Consider the following 17,853-nt stretch of genomic DNA (forward strand, 5'->3'; position numbering starts at 1 on the left):
CAAGCCATGTCGGCCGTCGCCTTTACTGGTACCAGTGTCATGGACATCGACGCCGCGAAGATTCGCGGCGCCGGTTCCAATGTCCACTTCGACAAGGTCAGCGTCGCCTATGGCGCGCATGTCGTCCTGCATCCGCTGACCCTGGATATCGCGCCGGGTGAAATCCTGGCGATGATCGGCCCGTCCGGCTCCGGCAAGACCACCGCTCTGCGCGCGGTCGCCGGCTTCGTGCGGCCGGCAAGCGGCCGCATCCGCATCGGCGCCACCGATGTCACTGACCTGCCGCCCTACGAGCGCGGTTTGGGCATGGTGGTGCAGAACTACGCGCTGTTTCCGCATATGCGGGTCGAAGACAATGTCGCCTTCGGCCTGAGGGCACAAGGCGCTGACAAGGCGCTGATCGGCGAACGGGTGAAAGATGCGCTCGCCACTGTCGGCATGGCGACTTTCGCACGGCGGTATCCGCGTGAGCTTTCGGGCGGCCAGCAGCAGCGTGTCGCGATTGCCCGCGCGCTTGCCGTGCGGCCCCGTGTGCTCCTGCTCGACGAGCCGCTGTCGGCGCTCGACGCGCAGATCCGCCGCAACATGGTCGAGGAGATCGCTCGCCTGCACCGCAGCCTGCCGGGCCTCACCATCCTCTATGTCACCCACGACCAGACCGAGGCGCTGACGCTCGCCGACAAGATCGCCATCATGCGCGACGGCCGGGTCTGTTCGCATGGGCCGACGACCGAGCTCTACCGCCGTCCGCCAAACCGGTTTACCGCAGAGTTCCTTGGCCGTGCCAACCTTCTGCCGGTGATCGTTGCCGAGGGCGTTGGCGCGAAGGGCTTTGCCGCGGCAAGGCATGGCGACACAGTGCTGACAGGCGCCGGCCGCGGCGAGCAGGCTGGCGACAAGAGCCTGCTCTGCATCAGGCCGCAGCATCTGAGCCTGACGGCCGACAGCGAGCACAGCAACCGCATCGTCGGCACGCTGAGGGAAGTGCACTGGCAGGGCGAACTCACCCATCTCGTTCTCGATGTCGACGGCACACCGGTGCGCGTCTCGGCAACGAAACTGCCGATCGCTTTACCCGAACCCGGCGCCAAGGTGCCGCTGTTCTTCGCACCCGCCGACACCTCGCTGCTTCCGGAAGACGCCGGTGTCTGACGCGATCGCACTTGGCGCGCCGGCGATCCGGCGGGAGCCCGGCAAATTCTGGATCGTGCCGCCGGCAGCGCTGCTGGCGCTGCTGTTCTTCTACCCACTGGCGCTGATTGCCCGGCAGGCCTTCCTCGACGACAGCGGTGTCGCCAATGCCGCCGAGATTTTTCGCGTCCTGCATTCGCGCTTCTTCCTCAATGCGCTGATCAACACGGTGACGATCTCGGTCACGGCGACGGCCGGATGCCTGATCGTCGGCCTCATCCTGGCGCTGATCCTTGCCTTCGTGCCGTTCCCCGGCAGCGGTTTCATCGCCCGGCTGATCGACACCTTCATCGCGCTCCCGACGTTCCTGGTGACGCTTGCCTTCACCTTCCTCTACGGCTCCGCCGGCATGCTCAACACGGGGCTGATGGAGACCTTCTCGCTGCCGCTGCCGCCGGTCGATTTCCTCTATTCGACCTGGGGCGTGGTGCTGGCCGAAGTCACCGTCTACACGCCCTTCATCCTACGGCCGCTGCTCGCCGCCTTTTCACTCGTAGACCGTGGCCAGATCGAAGCGGCAAGCGTGCTTGGCGCCAGGCCGTTCCGCATTGTCCGCCAGGTCATCCTGCCGGCGGCGATTCCAGCACTCATCGCCGGCGGCAGTCTCTGCCTGCTGCTCACCGTCAACGAATTCGGCATCGTGCTGTTCATCGGCGCCAAGGGCGTCATCACCCTGCCGCTGCTGATCTACGGCAAGGCGATCCAGGAATCGGCCTATCAGGTCGCCTGCATCATCGCCGTGGTCAACATCGCGCTGTCGCTCGGCCTGTTCGGCCTCTACCGCTTCGCCGCCGGCCGGTTGGGAGTCTAGCCATGCTGGTCTGGTCGCGCCTCGGTCGGATCGTGTTGTGGGTGCTCTTTGCGCTCATCTTCGGCGTGCTGTTCCTGGCACCGCTGGCGGTCATCCTCCTGTCCAGCCTCGCCGACCAGTGGAACGGTGTGCTGCCGAATGGCCTGACGACGGAGCACTACACTGATGTCATCAGGGGGTCGGCGTGGAACTCGGTCAAGGCCAGCCTGATCACCGGCTTCCTGGCCAGTGCCCTGGCGCTGGTCAGCGGCACCTGGGCGGCACTGTCGCTCCGCCTTCAGGGCCATGCCTTGAAGCGCCTGCTCGGCCTGCTGTTCTTCATCCCCAGTGCGGTACCTTCGGTCTCGGTCGGCCTTGGCTTGCTGGTTGCGTTCAGCCATCCGCCGCTGCTGCTTAACGGCACGATCGCTATCGTCATGATCGCGCATTTCGTGCTGATCTCGGCCTTCACCTTCGGCAATGTCTCGGCCGGCCTGGCGCGGCTTTCGCCCGATTTCGAGCAAGTGGCGTCAAGCCTCGGCGCCCGGCCCGCATACCGGCTCTGGCATGTCACGTTGCCCTTGCTCGCGCCCTATCTGGTCGCCGCCTTCGGCTTGAGCTTCGCGCTGTCGATGGGTGAGCTTGGCGCCACCGTCATGGTCTATCCGCCGGGCTGGGTGACGCTGCCGGTGTCGATCTTCAGCCTCACCGACCGTGGCGACATCTTTGCCGGTGCGGCGCTCACCATGATCCTGGTGGCGGCGACGCTGGTCCTGCTGCTCGGGCTGGAGCGCATCACCGCTCGGGCCACCGGCTCATAGCAGACACTGCCTCAGGTCGGCTTGTGTTCGACGATGTAGATATGATCGGCGGCGAGCACGACTTCGCCGCGCTGATTGATCACTTCGCAGCGCTCGATCACCCGTCCCGAACCCGGCCGCTTGGGGTCATCTTCCTTGGCTGTGATTGTCGTGCGGGTTTTGATCGTGTCGCCGATGAACACCGGCTTGATGAAGCGCAACCTGTCATAGCCATAGGAGAAGGCGACCGGGTTGACGATGCTTGCCGTCAGCCCGATGCCGACCGAAAACACCAGTGTGCCATGCGCGATGCGCTGGCCGAATGGCGTCGTCTTCATGTATTCCGCGTCCATGTGGTGCGGGAAGAAATCACCGGTGTGACCGGCATGGACGATGAAGTCGGTCTCGGTGATGGTGCGGCCGCTGGTCAGCCGCGACGAGCCGATCTCGTAGTCTTCGAAATAGGTGATCTGTTCCATCAGGGTCTTTCCGCGATCGGCGTCGCCGGCGCCGCACTCGATTTATAGGCGGCTTCCACCAGCGCCATGGTGTTCCAAGCGTCCTCGACCGAGCTGACCAGTTCGTCGTCCTCGCCCGTGGCAAAGCGCTGGACATTGGCCATGCGGCCGACGAAGGCGTCAGGGAACCATTCACCGGCCAAGGGCACGGCAACCCAGTCCGTTCCGCCTTTCGTATAGATCTCCAGAATATCCGGTTCGCCCCGGGGATAGTCGAGGTTGAGGCCGAGCTTGAGGTAGGCGGCACCCTCGGTGCCGCAGATGCGGAACTCACAGGCCTGGTGCCGGCGGCCGAATTTGTGGTCGTGATTGACCGACAGCGCGCAGCGCACCGTGTCGCCATAGTCGAGAATGGCGCTGGTGCGCGTCTGCGCCACCTTGTGGTTGGGATGGCCGAGCGTCTTGGCGTGAATCCCTTTGGGATCGCCGAGCAATTGCCTGATGAGGTCGAGATAGTGGATCGAGTGCATGGCGATCTCGACGCGCGGTGCCTTGAGCAGGAACTCCCAGAGCTCCCACGGAGTCGCCAGCGCCAGCCAGGCGTCGAAGTCGACGACTTCGCCGAGCCAGCCCTTGGCGATGGCATCCTTGAGCGCCAGCATCATCGGCGCGAAGCGCAGCTGGAAGTTCACGGCCGCCTTGAGGTTTTTGGCGCGGCAGATTTCGAGGATTTCGGTTGCTTCGCCCAGATAGTTGCCCATCGGCTTCTGGATCAATGCGACCGCACCGTCCGGCAGGGCTTTCAGGATCTCGGCGTGCCGGCCCGGCGGCGTCGCCAGATCGAAGATCGCATCCTTGACCGATGCCGCCTCTTCCACTGAGCGGAATGCGGTCACGCCCCATTTCTCGGCCAGGGTCCGCGCCTTGGCCTGGTCCGGATCGTAGAGGCCGGCAATCGGAAAGCCTGCCTTGCGATAGGCTGGGAAATGCGCGTCGCCGACAATAGAACCCGCACCGAAGGTAACAATCGGGCGAGGGCTGGAGGGTCTTAGCCAGGACTGGACGAGCGAGGCAGGGTCGAAACCGCCTTCAGTCATGGTGGAAGACCTCGTCCATATCAGCCCACCATTCACCCTCCTTGCGGGTCGCCAGCGGCTCCTGGCACGGCATGCAGACGGCCCACCATTCCTGCGTCCTGGGGTCGGCCGCCATCTTGGCCATGTCTGCCGTATAGTCGGTCCCGTGGTATTCAAAGTAGCTGAAGAGCAGGTTCTCCGGCCGCTTCAGGTAGATCGAATAATTCTTGATGTTGCAGGCCGAGATCATGGTCAGCACGTCGGGCCAGACGGCGGCATGGAGGCGGACATACTCCTCGACCTTTTCCGGCTTCAGTCCCAGCACCATTCCCATCCGCTGCATGTCCGTTTCCCTATATGGTGATCGCCGTGGTGAACTCGGCGATGCTCATGGCCTTGACCGCGTCCCAGTCCCAGTCGATGCCGATGCCGGGCTCGTCGGGCGCCAGTGCGTGGCCATCCTCGATGCGCATATGCTTGCCGGTCAACTGGTCGAGCTGCGGAATGTACTCGACATAGCGGCCGTTCTGAACAGCGCAGGTCAAGCTGACATGCAATTCCATCAGGAAATGCGGGCAGACCGGAATATCGAAGGCTTCCGCCGCATGGGCGATCTTGAGCCAGGGCGTGATGCCGCCGATGCGGCCGACATCGACCTGCACGATCGAGCAGGCACCCTTCTGCATGTATTCGCGGAAATGACGCATCGAATAGAGCGACTCGCCGATGGCGATCGGCGTCGGCGTCGAATTCGACAGCCTGATATGCCCGTCGATGTCGTCGGCCGGCAGCGGCTCCTCGATCCAGGCAAGGTCGAGTTCGCGCAGCCGCGCCGCGCGCCGGATCGCCTCGTCGACAGAAAACCCCTGGTTGGCGTCGGTCATGATCTCGTAGCCATCGCCGACCGCCTTGCGCACCGCCGACAAGCGCGCCACATCCTCGGATCCGTGCGGCTTGCCGATCTTCACCTTCGAGCCGCGAAATCCCTTGGCCTTGGCGGCCAGCGCGTCGTCGACAAGTGCGGCCGTCTGGATATGCAGCCAGCCGCCTTCGGTGGTGTAGAGCGGGCACCGGTCCTTGGCGCCGCCGGCCAGTTTCCACAGCGGCAGCTTCTGTTTCTTCGCCCTGAGATCCCACAGTGCTGTGTCGATCGCCGCGATGGCGATGGCGGTGATCGCGCCGATGGTGGTGGCGTGCGTGGCGAACTCGAGATCGTGCCAGATCGCCTCGATCATGTCGGGGTCGCGGCCGATCAGGCGCGGCACCAGATGGTCGGACAAGAGCCGCATCACCGACGAGCCACCGGTGCCGATCGTATAGCTGTAGCCGGTTCCCACCGCGCCATCGGAATCGGTGATGGTGACGATCGGCGTTTCCTGGCTGACGAAACTCTGGATGGCGTCGGTGCGCTTGACCTTGGGCACAAGGTCCACCATCCGCAGTTCGACTTTCTCGATTCTGGCCATGTCCGTCAGCTCCGCAATGTCTTTCCGGTCTCGGTGGCGAACAGATGCGCCTGCGACATGTCGAGGCTCATGGCCACCCGCTCCCCCGGCCGCAACGACCTCGGGTTCAGCATGCGCGACACCCAATCCGTGCCGTTGAATTCGACGAACACCAGCGTCTCGTTGCCGAGCGGCTCGGTGACCGTGACCGGCAGCTCGATCTGGTGGACGTCGGCGGCACCGCCAGAGCTGATGCCATGACCAGCCGGATAGATGTCGTCAGGCCTCAGCCCGAACACGACCTTGTCGCCGGTGGCGACATTGGCCTTGAACTGGCCGGGCAGCGGCAGCTTCTCGCCGCTGGCGAAAACCAGCTGGCCGTCATCGATCGTTGCCTCATGCAAATTCATCGGCGGTGAGCCGATGAAGCCGGCGACGAAGCGGGTCGCAGGCCGGCGGAACACTTCGTCCGGCGTGCCAACCTGTTCGATATGGCCGTCGCGCATGATGACGATGCGGTCGGCGAGCGTCATTGCCTCGACCTGATCATGGGTGACGTAGATCACCGTCGACTGCACCTTGGCATGCAGCTTCTTGATCTCGGTGCGCATCTGCGTGCGCAGCTTCGCGTCGAGATTGGAGAGCGGCTCGTCGAACAGGAAGACGTCGGGGTCGCGCACGATGGCGCGGCCCATGGCGACGCGCTGGCGCTGGCCGCCGGAGAGTTGCGACGGGCGGCGGTCGAGCAGCGTGTCGAGGCCGAGAATGGCCGAGGCCTCGGCGACACGGCGGTCCATCTCTTCTTTGGCCGCTCCTGCGATCTTCAGGGAAAAGCCGAGATTCTCGCGCACCGTCATGTGCGGGTAGAGCGCGTAGGACTGGAACACCATCGAGATGTTGCGCGAGCGCGGCGGCAGATCGTTGACGACGCGCCCGCCGATCTCGATCGAGCCGGCGCTGATTTCTTCCAGCCCGGCGATCATGCGCAAAGTCGTCGACTTACCACAGCCCGACGGGCCGACCAGCGCGATGAATTCGCGGTCGGTGATATCGAGATCGATGCCATGCACGATCCCGATATTGCCGTAGCGCTTGGTCAGCTTTTTGAGGGAAACCGTTGCCATGGGATCAGCCTTTCACCGCGCCGGAGGTCAGGCCGCCGACAAGGTGTTTCTGGACGATGTAGGTGAGGGTGAGCGCCGGGATGATCATCACCACGGCGAGCGCGCACATGCCGCGCCAGTCGATCGTGAATTCGGCCGTGTAATCGAGCAGGCCGACCGGCAGCGTCTTGGCGCTGACCGAACGGGTCAGTTGCGAGGCCAGCGCGAATTCGTTCCAGCAGGTCAGGAAGGCAAAGATGGCGGCGGACGCGATGCCCGGACCGGCAAGCGGAAACTCGACCTGCCAGAAGGCCTGCCAGCGGGTGCAGCCATCAATCTGCGCGGCCTCCGCGAGATCCTTCGGCACCTGGCGGAAGAAGCCGTCGATCAGCCAGATGGTGAACGGTACGTTGAGCGCGACATAGGCGAGGATCAGCCCGAAATGCGTGTCGATGATGCCGAGCCGCACATAGAGGAAGAACAGCGGCAGCGACAGCGCGATGCCGGGCACGGTGCGCGTCAGCATCAGGCCAAGGAAGACGCTCGATTTGCCGCGGAAGCGATAGCGCGCGAAGGCGTAGCCGCCGGCCATGCCGATGGCCACCGCGATCACCGTGGAAGTCACCGAGATGATCAGCGAGTTGCGGAAATATTCGATGACCGGGATGCCGCCCTTGCCGATGCCTGAGAACATCGCGACATAGGCATCGAACGAAACCTCCTGCGGAATCCACACCGGCGGCTTGGCCATGATCTCGACGGTCGGCCGCAGCGACGACAGCACGATCCAGAGGCCCGGCAAACAGATCGTCAGCATCGCCAGGAACAGGCCGATGCGATAGACGATGCCGGTGAGCCGGCGCTTCAGGCGGGCGGAAGAATTCTCGTCCATCACCACTCCGCACCGATCTGCGTGCGCGCCGCGGCGAGCTTGTTGAAGAAATAGACGGTGAAGGCGATCGACAGCAGGATCGAGAAATAGGCCATCGCGTTGGCCATGCCCATGCGGCCGTCGCTATAGGCGGTGCGTGCCACCAGCGTCCACAACAGCTCGGTGCGGCCGGCCGGTCCGCCATCGGTCATGATCTTGACGATGTCATAGGCGCGCGCGACGTCGAGCGAGCGGATGGTCATGGCGATGTAGGCAAAGGGCATGACGAACGGCCACGTCACATAGCGGAATGTCTGCCACGGCGTGCAGCCATCGACGCGCGCCGCCTCGATCGGCTCCTTGGGCATGGCGAGCAGGCCGGCGAGGATCAGGATGGCGAAGATCGCCGTCGACGACCAGATTTCGGCGATCGAGATGGCGATGAAGGCGAGATGGCCCTCGATCAGCCATGGAATGGCGTCTTGCGTAAGCCCAAGTGACTGCAGGGCGTTGTTCACCAGGCCGATATTGTCGTTGAACATGAACTTGAACTGGAAGCCGACGAGGATCGGCGAGAACATCATCGGAAACATCATCAGCGTGCGCAGGATACGCTGGCCGCGCGTCGCCTTCTCGACCAGCATGGCAAGGCCAAGGCCAAGCAGCATTTCGAGATTGAGCGCGATCGTCAGCAGCAGCACCGTGCGGCCGAAGGCCCACCAGAAATCGGCGTTGGCCAGGATCGAGAGATAATTCCGGAAGCCGATGAAGACATAGAATGTCTCGGGCTTGGTCAGGCGGAACGGCGTGAAGCTCGAATAGAGCGACAAAAGCAGCGGCACGACGACGACCGCCGCCAGCACGACGAAGGCCGGAAGCAGCAGCAGGAATGGCGCCGATGGCTTGAAGCCTTTCATCAGAATCCTGTGAGGTGTTGCATTGCGTGGGCGGGGCGCCGAAAGGCGATGTGCATCGCGGAGCCTCCGGCAAGACGCGATCGCCTCCCCCATTCCAAGTGGGGGAGGCAGCCTTGGGAGACGGTTCTAGAGCTTGCCGGCGTCCTGCAGGATCTGCGTCGCCTTGGCGGCGGCCTCATCCAGCGCCTGCTTGGAGGTCTTGTCGCCGAGGATCGCCGCTTGCAGTTCCGGATAGACGGCGTTCGAGATCTCGATCCACTCCGGCGTCTGCGGCACCGCGAAGGCGTGCTTGGCTTCTTCCTGGAAGGCGGAAAGAACTTCCTTCTTGTAGGGATCGTTCTCGGCCTGCTTCAGGTCCCAGTCCCAGACAGCGGTGCGGGTCGGCAGCGGGCCTGCGGCGGCCTCGAGCTTCTGGCTGTCCTCGTTGGTCAGCCACCACACCAGCGAGGCGGCGGCCTCCTTGTGCGGGCAGTTCTCGGTCACCGAGAAGCCGTGGAAACCGGACCAGCCGGTGCGCTTGCCGGAAGAGCCCTTCGGCGCGACCTTCACGCCGACATTGCCGGCGACCTTCGACGACTTCGGATCGTTGAAGAAGCCGGCCCAGCCCGGCCAGTCCAGATTGATGGCGACCGTGCCCGAGGCGAAGCCCTGGCCGAGATCGTCCCAGAGGTAGTTGGTGGTTCCGGCCGGCACGGCCTTGGCCTTGTAGAGATGGACGAACCAGTCGAGTGCCCGGATGCCGGCGTCGGAGTTGAAGACCGGCTTGCCGTCCTTGTCGAGATATTCGCCGCCCTCGGCGACCACCATCTCGTAGAAGCGACCGTTGATCGCCTCTTCCTTGCCGGCGAACTGCGTGCCGTAGAAATTGGGCGGGTTGGCGAAGAACTCGGCCTGGTCGGTGACCTCCTTCCAGGTGTCCGGCGGCACCAAATCATAGCTATATTTGGCCTTGAACTTGGTCTTGTTGTCGGCGTTCTCGTAGAGGCTCTTCTGGTAGTAGAGCGCAGAGACGTCGAACTGCGCGCGCGGCAGCATTTCGAGCTTGCCGTCAATGGTTGCCGATTTGATCGTCGACGGCACGAAGGCGTCGATCTCTTCCTTGGGCAGCAATTTGCTAAGGTCGGTGTAGAGGCCCGTATATTGCGGCGCGAAGGACGAATGGTTCCAGCCGACGCACCAGTTGGTGCTGCCGGAAGCGATGTCGGACTTCAACTCCTTGTCGATGTCGAAGCCGTTCTTCTTGGTCAGGATGTTGACCTTGGCGCCGGTGGCCTTCTCCCATTCGGGTATGCGCTCATAGAGCTTTTCATATTGCTGGCCGCCGATCAGTTTCACGTCGACGGTCACGCCTTCGAACTTGCCGGGCAGGTCGCCGGCAAGGGCCGTGCCTGCACCAAATGCAAGCATCAATGCACCGGCTGACACGCCGGAAAGCAGTCTGTTCATTGGTATCCTCCCTTGGTGCGCCTTGGCAGGCGACCGCAACTCGTCTGATGACAAGAAGTGCTACATTCATATACAAACAAAACATTCATGGATACGTCAAGGCGAAATTTGTTTCCGCCGGCTCCATTTATGCGTATATGAAGAATCGATTTCACTGGAGAAGCACCCCCATGGACGACAGCGAAGACGAGCGCTATCGCGCGCCGGCGCTCGACAAGGGGCTCGACATCCTTGAGCTGCTGGCCGGCGTCGATGGCGGCCTGACCCAGGCCGAAATCGCCAAGAAACTCGACCGTAGCCCGAATGAATTCTACCGCATGCTCGACCGGCTGGTGCGGCGCGGCTATGTCACAAGGCTGGATGGCGACCGCTATTCGCTGACACTGAAGCTATTCGGCCTTGCGCAATTGCACGCTCCGGTGCGGCGGCTGGTCTCCTACGCGACGCCGCTGATGCGCGAGCTGGCCGAGACCTCGCAGCAGGCCAATCAACTCGTTGTTTTTGATCGCGGTTCTGCCGTCGTCATCGCCCAGCAGGAGGCGCCGAACTACTGGGGCATCTCGATCCGGGTCGGCTCCCACATCAGCCTGTTCGACACCGGTTCGGGCCATGTGCTGCTGGCCTTCCGCTCGCAGGAAGAGCGGCAGATGATGATTTCCGAACATGTCCGCAGCACCGACAAGACGGCGCAGTCGGCCGAGTTCTTCACCCGGCTCGACCAGATCCGCGACCGTGGCTACGAGATGATGGCCTCTATGCAGACCGCCGGAGTCTTCAATCTGTCGGCACCGGTGCGCAGTTCCGACGGCAAGGCCATTGCCGCGCTGTCGATCCCCTACATCACCGTGGTCAATGCGCCGTCCGCGCCCGACATCACCCGGACCATCGAACTGCTGCTGGCGACCTGCGAGAAGCTGTCGCATCTGGCCGGGTCGGCTGTGGGCTCGGCAGCATAAATTCTTATTTGAATGAAGAATTCCTCCGTGAGATGATTTGAAAACCCTAGAGGGAGGAGCCTCGCCATGATCATCGACACCCATTTGCATCTCATCGATCGTTCGGCCTTGCGCTATCCCTGGCTCGCCGGTGTGCCGGCGCTCGACCGCGATTTCTCCTATGAGGAATACGCCACCGAGGCGCAGCGTATTGGCGTCGAGCGCGTGCTGCATATGGAGGTCGATGTCGATCCGGCCGACATCGAAGCCGAGACCGCACGGGTCGAAGGCCTGTCACGGCAGGCGGGCAGCATGCTGGTCGGGGCGATCGCGTCCTGCCGGCCTGAAGACGCCGACTTTTCAGCCTATCTCGAAAGGCAGCGGGCAAATCCGTTCGTCAAGGGCTTCCGCCGCGTGCTCCATGTTGTGCCGGACGATCTGTCGGAAGGCGCGGTGTTTCGCGACAACATCAAGCGGCTTGGCGGCACTGGGCTGACTTTCGATTTGGTCGTGCTGCCGCACCAGATCCCCAAGGCGATCGCGCTGGCCGACCTCGCGCCCGATGTCCAGTTCGTCCTCGACCATTGCGGCGTGCCCGATATCAAGCGCGGAGCCGAGCATCCTTGGCGCGAGCATATGAGCGAGATCGCGCGGCGTCCGAATGTCATGGCCAAGATCTCTGGCGTCGTCGCCTATGCCGATCCCGGCAACTGGACAGCCGCGACGTTGCGGCCCTATGTCGAGCACACCATCGCGGCGTTCGGCTGGGACCGTGTCGTCTGGGGCAGCGACTGGCCGGTCTGCACGCTGGGCAGCGGGCTGTCGATCTGGGTGGGCGCGACCCATGCGCTGCTTTCCGGCTGCAGCGTCGCGGAGCGCGACGGATTGTTGTCGGGCAATGCCCGCAAGCTGTGGCGGTTGAAATAGAGCAATTCCAGGAAAAGTGCGGAGCGGTTTTCCGTCCGGAATTGCGTCAAACAAACAATCGCCGTCAGATCGTCGTCGAGACGTGCCGCTCGCGGCCGTAGAGCGAGACCAGCAGCACGATGATGAAGCCCAGTGCTGCTTGCACCGCCGAAGGCTGGAAGCCAAGCCCGATCAGCAGCGTGTTGATCTCGGTCAGCACCAGCACGCCGGCGATGGTGCCGAGATAGCTGCCGCGGCCGCCGACCAGTGCCGCGCCACCGACGACGACTGCCGCAATGGTCTGAAACAGATAGGGTTGGCCGACATCGCCATAGGCCGAGCCGGTGAAGCCGAGCAGCAGCACGCCGGCGACGGCGGCGAAAAAGGCGCTCGCGGCATAGGTGATCACCCACATGCGAACCGGGTCGATCAGCGCCAGCGGCGCCGCGCCCGGATTGCTGCCGAGCGCATAGAGCCGGCGTCCATAGGGCGTCCGCTCCAGCACCAGCACGACGAGCGCGGCCAGCACGACCAGGCTCGGCACCAGCCACGGCACCGGCAGCGGCCCGGCCGATCCGCCGATCGACACGAAGCTGGAAACCGCTTGCGGCGCCGAGCCTGAGGGGAAGCCTGCGGTCCATAGCAACACCAGCCCTTGCACGATCATGCCGATGCCGAGCGTGACGATGAGCGGCTGGATGTCGAGGCTGCGCGCAATCAGACCGTTCAACCCGCCGATAACGATCGCCAGCACCGCGACGAGGCCGCAGACGAGGACAAAATTCCAGCCATCGCCGTAGAGCTGTGCGGCCACGACATTGGCAAAGCCGATGACGAAGGGGATGGACAGGTCGATGCCACCCATGATGACGACCAGCGTCTGTCCGATCGAGGCGACCGCCAGCAGCGAGGCAAGCACCAGCATGGCGCGCACGGCAAATGGCGAGGAGTAACCTGGAATGAGGACCGTGCCGGCGAGATGCAGAAGGGCCGCGACACAGAAAGCGCCAACGACGCGGGCATTGGTTGTCGCAAACAGGTTTCGCCCGGCCATGTCAGTGCCCCCTCGTGGCAAGACGTTCCTGCAGCGCGGTCAGCATCACCGCCAGCACCAGTATGGCGCCGTAGGCGATCTGCAGCACGAAGGTCGAGACGTTGAATGTCGTCAGCACGCTTTGCAGCAGGAAGATGTCGATGGCCCCGATCGCGGCGCCGGCGACGCCGCCACGTCCGCCGGCTAGGCTGACGCCGCCAAGCGCTACGGCGGCAATCGCGATCAGCGTGTAGGTCGGCCCGATATTGGGGTCGGCGGAACCGATCAGCGCCGTCAGCATCAGCCCTGCGCAGCCGCCAAGGATGCCGGTCATGACATAGGCGATGAAGCGCACGCGCGTGACATCGACGCCGGCAGTGTAGGCGGCGCGGTCATCGCTGCCGACCGCCATCAGCTGATCGTAGTAGGGAAGGCGCCGCACCAGCCACCAGGCAAGGAACATCAATAGCAGCGGCAACATCGACCAAGGACCTGCCAATGCCTTGAGCCATGCCGGCGCCGGGCCGATCGGTGCGGGCAGGATCGTCAGCGTCACGCCGGTCAGGATCAGATAGGTGCCGAGCGTGGCGACGATCGGCTGGATGCGTACGATCGTCGCCAGAAAGCCGTTGGCCACGCCAACCAGCGCGCCGATGAGCAGGGCCGCCGGGACAAGCAGCACGGGTGAGGAGATGCCGGCCTTGAGAAACAGCAGCTGGATCACGACGGCATTGACGAAGCCCATCAGCGGGCCGACCGAAATGTCGATGCCGCCACGGCCGGCGAGGATGACCGGTGTCGAGGCGATAGCCGCGCCGATCAGGGGTGCGGCCAGTCCGACCAGCGCACCCCACGACCCCGGCTGGAACCGCGCCGGGCTGAGGATGAGATTGACCGCAAGCAGGACGGCCAGCAGCACAACGGCGAAGCCCACACTTCGCCCTAGCGACAGGAGGCGCGTGACGGGGCTCATGCCGCGCGTCCGAACATGGCCGAGATCACGCTATCGGCGGTCATCGCTTCACCGGAGATTTCCGCCGCGACCTCGTTTTCCCGGAACACCAGCACGCGGTGGCAGAGGAGAAGGATTTCCTCGATCTCGCTGGACAGGATGACCAGCCCCATGCTCTCGGCGGCCAGCCCGCGAAAGACGTCGTAGAGAACATGCCGCGTCGCCACGTCGACGCCGCGGGTCGGATCGTTGAGCAGCAGGATCGCCGGCTCCAGCGCCAGCGCGCGTGCCAAAAGCACCTTTTGCTGGTTGCCGCCGGAGAGGGTGGTGATCGGCGCATCGGGTCGCGGTGCTACGATCGACAGTTTCTCCCGGTAGAGGTCGTAGCGCGCCTTACGCGCCGCCGGGCTGATCAGGCCAAGCCGCGTATCGCGCGACAGTGTTGATACGGCGAAATTGTCGAGCACCGACTGGGTCGGAAAAATGCCGTTCGCACGCCGGTCGCGCGGCAGGTAGGCGATGCCGCTGGCGACGGCTTTGCGGAATCCGGTGATCTTGCGAGACGCGCCGGAGACGCCGAGCTCGATCGAGCCACCAAGTGGCGCCACCAGGCCGGCGAGCATTTTCAGGAACAGCTCCTGGCCATGGCCGTCGAGGCCGGCAAGGCCGACGAGCTCACCGGGAGCGATGGTTTGCGTAATTGCGCTGGCGCCGGGCGCGATGACGAGGTCGCGAATGGCGAGCCCGCGAAAATCAGGGGCGGCGCGATCAACCATGCGCCAGCTCCGCCGCCGTGCGTGGCGCCATCGCCTTGAGCAATTCCGCTGGTGTCGAGGCGCCGCGCTCCTCGGTGCGCACCACGCTGCCGCCACGCAGGATCGAGATGCGATCCGACAACGACATCACCTCGTCCATGCGGTGGGTGATGAACAGGATGAGGCAGCTTTCACCGGCCAGTGCGCGCATCAGCGAAAAGACGGATTCGCGGTCGGCGAAATCGAGCGCCGCGGTGACTTCGTCGAGGATCAGAATCCGGGGATTGCGCACGATCGCTCGGGCTAGCACCACCAATTGCTGCGCGGCCAGCGGCAGCAGCCCGGCAGGCATGTCGAGGGGAACGTTGGTCACGGCGAAGCGTTTGAGCGCGGCTGCCGCCCTGTCACGGCGTTCGTTGCGTGGCACGGCACGCCGGAGCAGCCCATCGAGGCCGAGCAGGATGTTGTCCGTCACGCTGCGATCCGGTGCGATCAGCACCTCCTGGAACACGGTAGCAAAACCTTGCGCCTGGAAGGCCGACGGGTTTGCGACAGAGAACGGCGTGCCGTGCAGCAGGATCGCGCCACTGTCCGGCTGGACGATGCCGGACAGCAACTTGACCATGGTGCTCTTGCCCGAGCCGTTCTCGCCCAGGATGGTGTGGATGGTGCCTGCCCGGAACGCGATCGAAGCGTCGGCCAGCGCGATCGTCTCGCCATAGCGTTTGGATATGTCTTTGATTTCAAGCATGCCGTGTTTCGAAGCTGGCAAGCCAGCTCCCCGAAAGGAGCCGGCTTTCTGGGTTTGTCTCAGGCGTCACTTCGCGCAGGCGTCTGGCACTTTCGAATAGTCCCAGCCCTTCGTCGGCGCCGGGTTCGAGAAATAGGCGTCGAGCCATTCCTCCGGCATCGGATCCTTGGGCGGCACCGGGAAGATCGAGACGGCATCCGTCGTCATGCAGTCCTTGTACCAGGAACCGAGATCGGCGCTGTGCACCGGCGGGATCGGGATCAGCAGCGTGTTGAGCTTCGGCTTCTGGCCGTCGAGCATGCGCTCGCCGACGCGGAACAGCGTCTCAGCGGTCCAGTGCGGCAACACGGCATGGCCTTCGAAGCGGTACTTGTCGGGGTTGGCCTTCCAGTAGCCGAGAGCGTCGCCGGTGATCGAACCGGTGATCAGCGGCGCTGGCCGGCCGGCTTCGGCGAAGGCCTCGGCGACGACGCGGCTTTCGCTGCCGGTCGTCCACACCGCGTCGATCGGCGCCGGATTGGTGGCGATCGCCTGCAGCACGACGGTCTTGGTGACATTGGCCGTCCAGTTGCCGTTGACGTTGCGCGAAATCTTCAGCTTCGGATTCTCAGCCAACGCCTTGTCGGCACCCTGTCGTTCTTGCACCACGATCGGATGGCCGGCAATGCCTTCGACGAGCAGGATGCTGGCGCCGTCCGGCTGCGCTTTGCCGATCGCCGTCATCATGTCATAGCCCCAGCGCGCATAGTTGGAATCGACATTGATGGCGTTCGGGCTGGTCACCGAGCCGGCCGCGGTGATGAACGGGATGCCGGCCTTGGCGGCGGCATCGATGGCATCGTCGAGCGCGGTGGCCGAGCCCGGGATCGAGGTGATGATCGAACACTTCTTGTCGATGAAGGCGCGGATCTGGTTGATCTGTTGGCCGGCATCGTTGTTGGAATCGGACACTTCGAAGCTGGACACCGTGCCGTCGGCGATCAGCCCGTCGACCAGGCGCTTCAGCTCCTTGGTCACGGTGACCCGCCACGGATTGCCCTGGTAGGATTCCGAGTGGCACCATTTCCACGGCTTCGGCGGCGGGGTGAAATTGTCCCAGGCCGAAGGTAGCACCTTCTGCGGTGCGCCGTCATACTGCGCCTTGAGTTCGGTCGGCAGCCCCCCGATGACGCCTTGCACGTCCTGGGCATAGGCAACGCCCGTGATGGATACAAAAGCGGTTGCGGCCATCAGGCCGCGCATCATGTTTTTCATTTTTCTCCTCCGTTCGGTTTCGTTCAGGCTCCTCCACCGGCAGCGCCGGACACCTGCGCGGGCGAACTCTCCCGGAACAGGTTATTGAGATCGGCAACGACCGCGGCGGGCTTCTGCCTGCCTGCGATGCCGGAAAGGATGCGGTCGGATGCTGCCTGCTGGAACGCCATGTAACCGTCATGGCGCGGCCGCACCCATGCGCCTTCAAGCGTCGCGCGCGTGTCGCGATAGAAATTGCCGGTCGCGGCGTTGACGGTCTGATCTTCCCAGCCGGCGGCGTGACCCGGCTGTCCGCCGACGGCGGCATAGGGACCGCGCTGGACATCGCCGCTGGCAACCCAGTACGCAAAATCGATCGCGGCCTCTTTTGCCCGCGAAAAGGCCGACACCGCTATGCCGGTGCCGCCGAGCGCCGAGCCGACCGGGCCGTTGGAACCGATGACCGGAATGTCGGTGAAGGCCAGCCGGTGCGCACGAAACCCTGATATCGCATAGGAGACGTAGCCATAGATCAGCGGCGCGCAGGCGATCTTGGAATCCGCCGCCGCCATGCGTTCGGAGACCGCGATCGGATCCATCTCGAAGCATGCCGGTTCGACCAGCGCGGCGATCTCGCGCATCGCTTCGAAGACCTGGCTGCCGGTCTCGATGTCGATCAGATCGCGGGACGGTTCGGTCGTGCAGGGACGACCGAGATTGCCGGCCAGCGTGTAGAACACCATCAACGAATGAGGCGGTCGCAACGGCAAAAGCACGCGGCCTTGCCGGGCGAGATCGAGCACGTCGCTCCAGCGCGCCGGCGGTGCATCAAGCGCGTCCGGCCGCCAGGCCTGGACCTGCGTCGCCGCGTCGATCGGAAAAGCCCATTGCCGCCCTTGCCAGCTATAGCTCGGATAGGACTGGCCGACACTGCCCGAGGCGACCGCGGTTCGCTCTGCCTCGCGGCCGGCGACATCCAGCGGCGCAAGGCAGCTTTCCGCCGTGATCTGGCCGACATGCGGATGGTCGATGACGATGAGGTCGTAGGCGCGCGCCAGCTCCTCGACCGGGAAGGATTCAAAATCCTGCAGCGAGCGCTTGTCCCATTCGATGGCGATGCCGGTCCTCTGCTGCCAAAGCGACGAGCAGGCGACCATCGGATCATAGCCGCGCGGATGGCTCCAGGTCATG

General features: G+C 64.0%; 19 protein-coding genes. 5 read left to right on the top strand and 14 right to left on the bottom strand.

All coding sequences use genetic code 11. From position 1 onward, the window contains the following. Positions 1-6: 6 nt before the first annotated feature. Genes AC04SF_RS01545 through AC04SF_RS01555 form a run of 3 tightly spaced genes read left to right on the top strand, consistent with a single transcriptional unit; the run spans position 7 to position 2,802 of the window. A complete protein-coding gene (locus tag AC04SF_RS01545; protein WP_488476212.1) occupies positions 7-1,152 on the top strand; it encodes an ABC transporter ATP-binding protein in 1,146 nt (381 codons plus the stop codon). Continuing rightward, complete coding sequence (locus tag AC04SF_RS01550; protein WP_488476213.1) at positions 1,145-2,002, top strand: 2-aminoethylphosphonate ABC transporter permease subunit; 858 nt, start codon at positions 1,145-1,147, stop codon at positions 2,000-2,002. The genes AC04SF_RS01545 and AC04SF_RS01550 overlap by 8 nt, the downstream gene beginning before the upstream one ends. 2 nt (positions 2,003-2,004) lie before the next feature. Next, positions 2,005-2,802, top strand: a complete 798-nt coding sequence (locus tag AC04SF_RS01555) for an ABC transporter permease subunit (protein WP_488476214.1) — start codon at positions 2,005-2,007, stop codon at positions 2,800-2,802. Between the two features lie 11 nt (positions 2,803-2,813). On the opposite strand, the gene AC04SF_RS01560 is transcribed toward AC04SF_RS01555, so the two are convergent. The 8 genes from AC04SF_RS01560 to AC04SF_RS01595 all read right to left on the bottom strand — a co-directional run bounded on the left by AC04SF_RS01560 (position 2,814) and on the right by AC04SF_RS01595 (position 10,097). Continuing rightward, a complete protein-coding gene (locus AC04SF_RS01560; protein ID WP_488476662.1) occupies positions 2,814-3,263 on the bottom strand; it encodes a MaoC/PaaZ C-terminal domain-containing protein in 450 nt (149 codons plus the stop codon). Then, positions 3,260-4,336 (bottom strand): Gfo/Idh/MocA family protein, encoded by a 1,077-nt coding sequence (locus AC04SF_RS01565; protein ID WP_488476215.1) that lies wholly within the window; start codon positions 4,334-4,336, stop codon positions 3,260-3,262. The genes AC04SF_RS01560 and AC04SF_RS01565 overlap by 4 nt, the downstream gene beginning before the upstream one ends. Then, entirely contained in the window at positions 4,329-4,658 is a 330-nt protein-coding gene (locus AC04SF_RS01570; RefSeq protein ID WP_488476216.1) for an L-rhamnose mutarotase, read from the bottom strand. Before AC04SF_RS01570 ends, AC04SF_RS01565 begins: the two co-directional genes overlap by 8 nt. Positions 4,659-4,668: 10 nt before the next feature. Then, a complete protein-coding gene (locus AC04SF_RS01575; RefSeq protein WP_488476217.1) occupies positions 4,669-5,781 on the bottom strand; it encodes a mandelate racemase/muconate lactonizing enzyme family protein in 1,113 nt (370 codons plus the stop codon). A 5-nt stretch (positions 5,782-5,786) separates the two neighbouring features. After that, entirely contained in the window at positions 5,787-6,884 is a 1,098-nt protein-coding gene (locus AC04SF_RS01580; protein WP_488476218.1) for an ABC transporter ATP-binding protein, read from the bottom strand. 4 nt (positions 6,885-6,888) lie between these two features. Continuing rightward, complete coding sequence (locus AC04SF_RS01585) at positions 6,889-7,755, bottom strand: carbohydrate ABC transporter permease (protein WP_488476219.1); 867 nt, start codon at positions 7,753-7,755, stop codon at positions 6,889-6,891. Continuing rightward, positions 7,755-8,651, bottom strand: a complete 897-nt coding sequence (locus AC04SF_RS01590) for a carbohydrate ABC transporter permease (RefSeq protein WP_488476220.1) — start codon at positions 8,649-8,651, stop codon at positions 7,755-7,757. Before AC04SF_RS01590 ends, AC04SF_RS01585 begins: the two co-directional genes overlap by 1 nt. Before the next feature lie 126 nt (positions 8,652-8,777). Further along, positions 8,778-10,097: an ABC transporter substrate-binding protein gene (locus AC04SF_RS01595; RefSeq protein ID WP_488476221.1), complete on the bottom strand. Its 1,320-nt coding sequence runs from the start codon at positions 10,095-10,097 to the stop codon at positions 8,778-8,780. 170 nt (positions 10,098-10,267) lie between these two features. Between AC04SF_RS01595 and AC04SF_RS01600 the strand changes: the two genes are divergently transcribed. Both AC04SF_RS01600 and AC04SF_RS01605 read left to right on the top strand, forming a co-directional pair. Continuing rightward, positions 10,268-11,053, top strand: a complete 786-nt coding sequence (locus AC04SF_RS01600; RefSeq protein WP_019856711.1) for an IclR family transcriptional regulator — start codon at positions 10,268-10,270, stop codon at positions 11,051-11,053. Between the two features lie 66 nt (positions 11,054-11,119). Beyond that, the gene (locus tag AC04SF_RS01605) at positions 11,120-11,959 is read left to right on the top strand and encodes an amidohydrolase family protein (protein WP_488476222.1); all 840 of its coding nucleotides are present in this window, start codon (positions 11,120-11,122) and stop codon (positions 11,957-11,959) included. A gap of 64 nt (positions 11,960-12,023) precedes the next feature. Here the strand turns inward: AC04SF_RS01605 and AC04SF_RS01610 are convergent, their stop codons facing one another. From AC04SF_RS01610 to AC04SF_RS01635, 6 genes are all read right to left on the bottom strand, one after another. After that, on the bottom strand, positions 12,024-12,992 hold the full coding sequence (locus AC04SF_RS01610) for an ABC transporter permease (protein WP_488476223.1): 969 nt from the start codon (positions 12,990-12,992) through the stop codon (positions 12,024-12,026). A gap of 1 nt (position 12,993) precedes the next feature. Continuing rightward, positions 12,994-13,944: an ABC transporter permease gene (locus AC04SF_RS01615; protein WP_488476224.1), complete on the bottom strand. Its 951-nt coding sequence runs from the start codon at positions 13,942-13,944 to the stop codon at positions 12,994-12,996. Then, complete coding sequence (locus AC04SF_RS01620; protein ID WP_488476225.1) at positions 13,941-14,699, bottom strand: ATP-binding cassette domain-containing protein; 759 nt, start codon at positions 14,697-14,699, stop codon at positions 13,941-13,943. Before AC04SF_RS01620 ends, AC04SF_RS01615 begins: the two co-directional genes overlap by 4 nt. Further along, complete coding sequence (locus AC04SF_RS01625) at positions 14,692-15,429, bottom strand: ATP-binding cassette domain-containing protein (protein ID WP_488476226.1); 738 nt, start codon at positions 15,427-15,429, stop codon at positions 14,692-14,694. The genes AC04SF_RS01620 and AC04SF_RS01625 overlap by 8 nt, the downstream gene beginning before the upstream one ends. A gap of 66 nt (positions 15,430-15,495) precedes the next feature. Beyond that, complete coding sequence (locus tag AC04SF_RS01630) at positions 15,496-16,683, bottom strand: ABC transporter substrate-binding protein (RefSeq protein ID WP_488476227.1); 1,188 nt, start codon at positions 16,681-16,683, stop codon at positions 15,496-15,498. A 23-nt stretch (positions 16,684-16,706) separates the two neighbouring features. Next, on the bottom strand, positions 16,707-17,852 hold the full coding sequence (locus AC04SF_RS01635) for an extracellular solute-binding protein (RefSeq protein ID WP_488476663.1): 1,146 nt from the start codon (positions 17,850-17,852) through the stop codon (positions 16,707-16,709). Position 17,853: the final 1 nt, after the last annotated feature.

Source organism: Mesorhizobium sp. CNPSo 4671, from assembly GCF_057784245.1.

Bases quoted from the DNA above. Each gene is read 5' to 3' on its own strand.
- AC04SF_RS01545 (WP_488476212.1), top strand. From the start codon at position 7: ATGTCGGCCGTCGCCTTTACTGGTACCAGTGTCATGGACATCGACGCC.
- AC04SF_RS01555 (WP_488476214.1), top strand. From the start codon at position 2,005: ATGCTGGTCTGGTCGCGCCTCGGTCGGATCGTGTTGTGGGTGCTCTTT.
- AC04SF_RS01565 (WP_488476215.1), bottom strand. From the start codon at position 4,336: ATGACTGAAGGCGGTTTCGACCCTGCCTCGCTCGTCCAGTCCTGGCTA.
- AC04SF_RS01570 (WP_488476216.1), bottom strand. From the start codon at position 4,658: ATGCAGCGGATGGGAATGGTGCTGGGACTGAAGCCGGAAAAGGTCGAG.
- AC04SF_RS01575 (WP_488476217.1), bottom strand. From the start codon at position 5,781: ATGGCCAGAATCGAGAAAGTCGAACTGCGGATGGTGGACCTTGTGCCC.
- AC04SF_RS01580 (WP_488476218.1), bottom strand. From the start codon at position 6,884: ATGGCAACGGTTTCCCTCAAAAAGCTGACCAAGCGCTACGGCAATATC.
- AC04SF_RS01585 (WP_488476219.1), bottom strand. From the start codon at position 7,755: ATGGACGAGAATTCTTCCGCCCGCCTGAAGCGCCGGCTCACCGGCATC.
- AC04SF_RS01590 (WP_488476220.1), bottom strand. From the start codon at position 8,651: ATGAAAGGCTTCAAGCCATCGGCGCCATTCCTGCTGCTGCTTCCGGCC.
- AC04SF_RS01595 (WP_488476221.1), bottom strand. From the start codon at position 10,097: ATGAACAGACTGCTTTCCGGCGTGTCAGCCGGTGCATTGATGCTTGCA.
- AC04SF_RS01600 (WP_019856711.1), top strand. From the start codon at position 10,268: ATGGACGACAGCGAAGACGAGCGCTATCGCGCGCCGGCGCTCGACAAG.
- AC04SF_RS01605 (WP_488476222.1), top strand. From the start codon at position 11,120: ATGATCATCGACACCCATTTGCATCTCATCGATCGTTCGGCCTTGCGC.
- AC04SF_RS01610 (WP_488476223.1), bottom strand. From the start codon at position 12,992: ATGGCCGGGCGAAACCTGTTTGCGACAACCAATGCCCGCGTCGTTGGC.
- AC04SF_RS01615 (WP_488476224.1), bottom strand. From the start codon at position 13,944: ATGAGCCCCGTCACGCGCCTCCTGTCGCTAGGGCGAAGTGTGGGCTTC.
- AC04SF_RS01620 (WP_488476225.1), bottom strand. From the start codon at position 14,699: ATGGTTGATCGCGCCGCCCCTGATTTTCGCGGGCTCGCCATTCGCGAC.
- AC04SF_RS01625 (WP_488476226.1), bottom strand. From the start codon at position 15,429: ATGCTTGAAATCAAAGACATATCCAAACGCTATGGCGAGACGATCGCG.
- AC04SF_RS01630 (WP_488476227.1), bottom strand. From the start codon at position 16,683: ATGAAAAACATGATGCGCGGCCTGATGGCCGCAACCGCTTTTGTATCC.
- AC04SF_RS01635 (WP_488476663.1), bottom strand. From the start codon at position 17,852: ATGACCTGGAGCCATCCGCGCGGCTATGATCCGATGGTCGCCTGCTCG.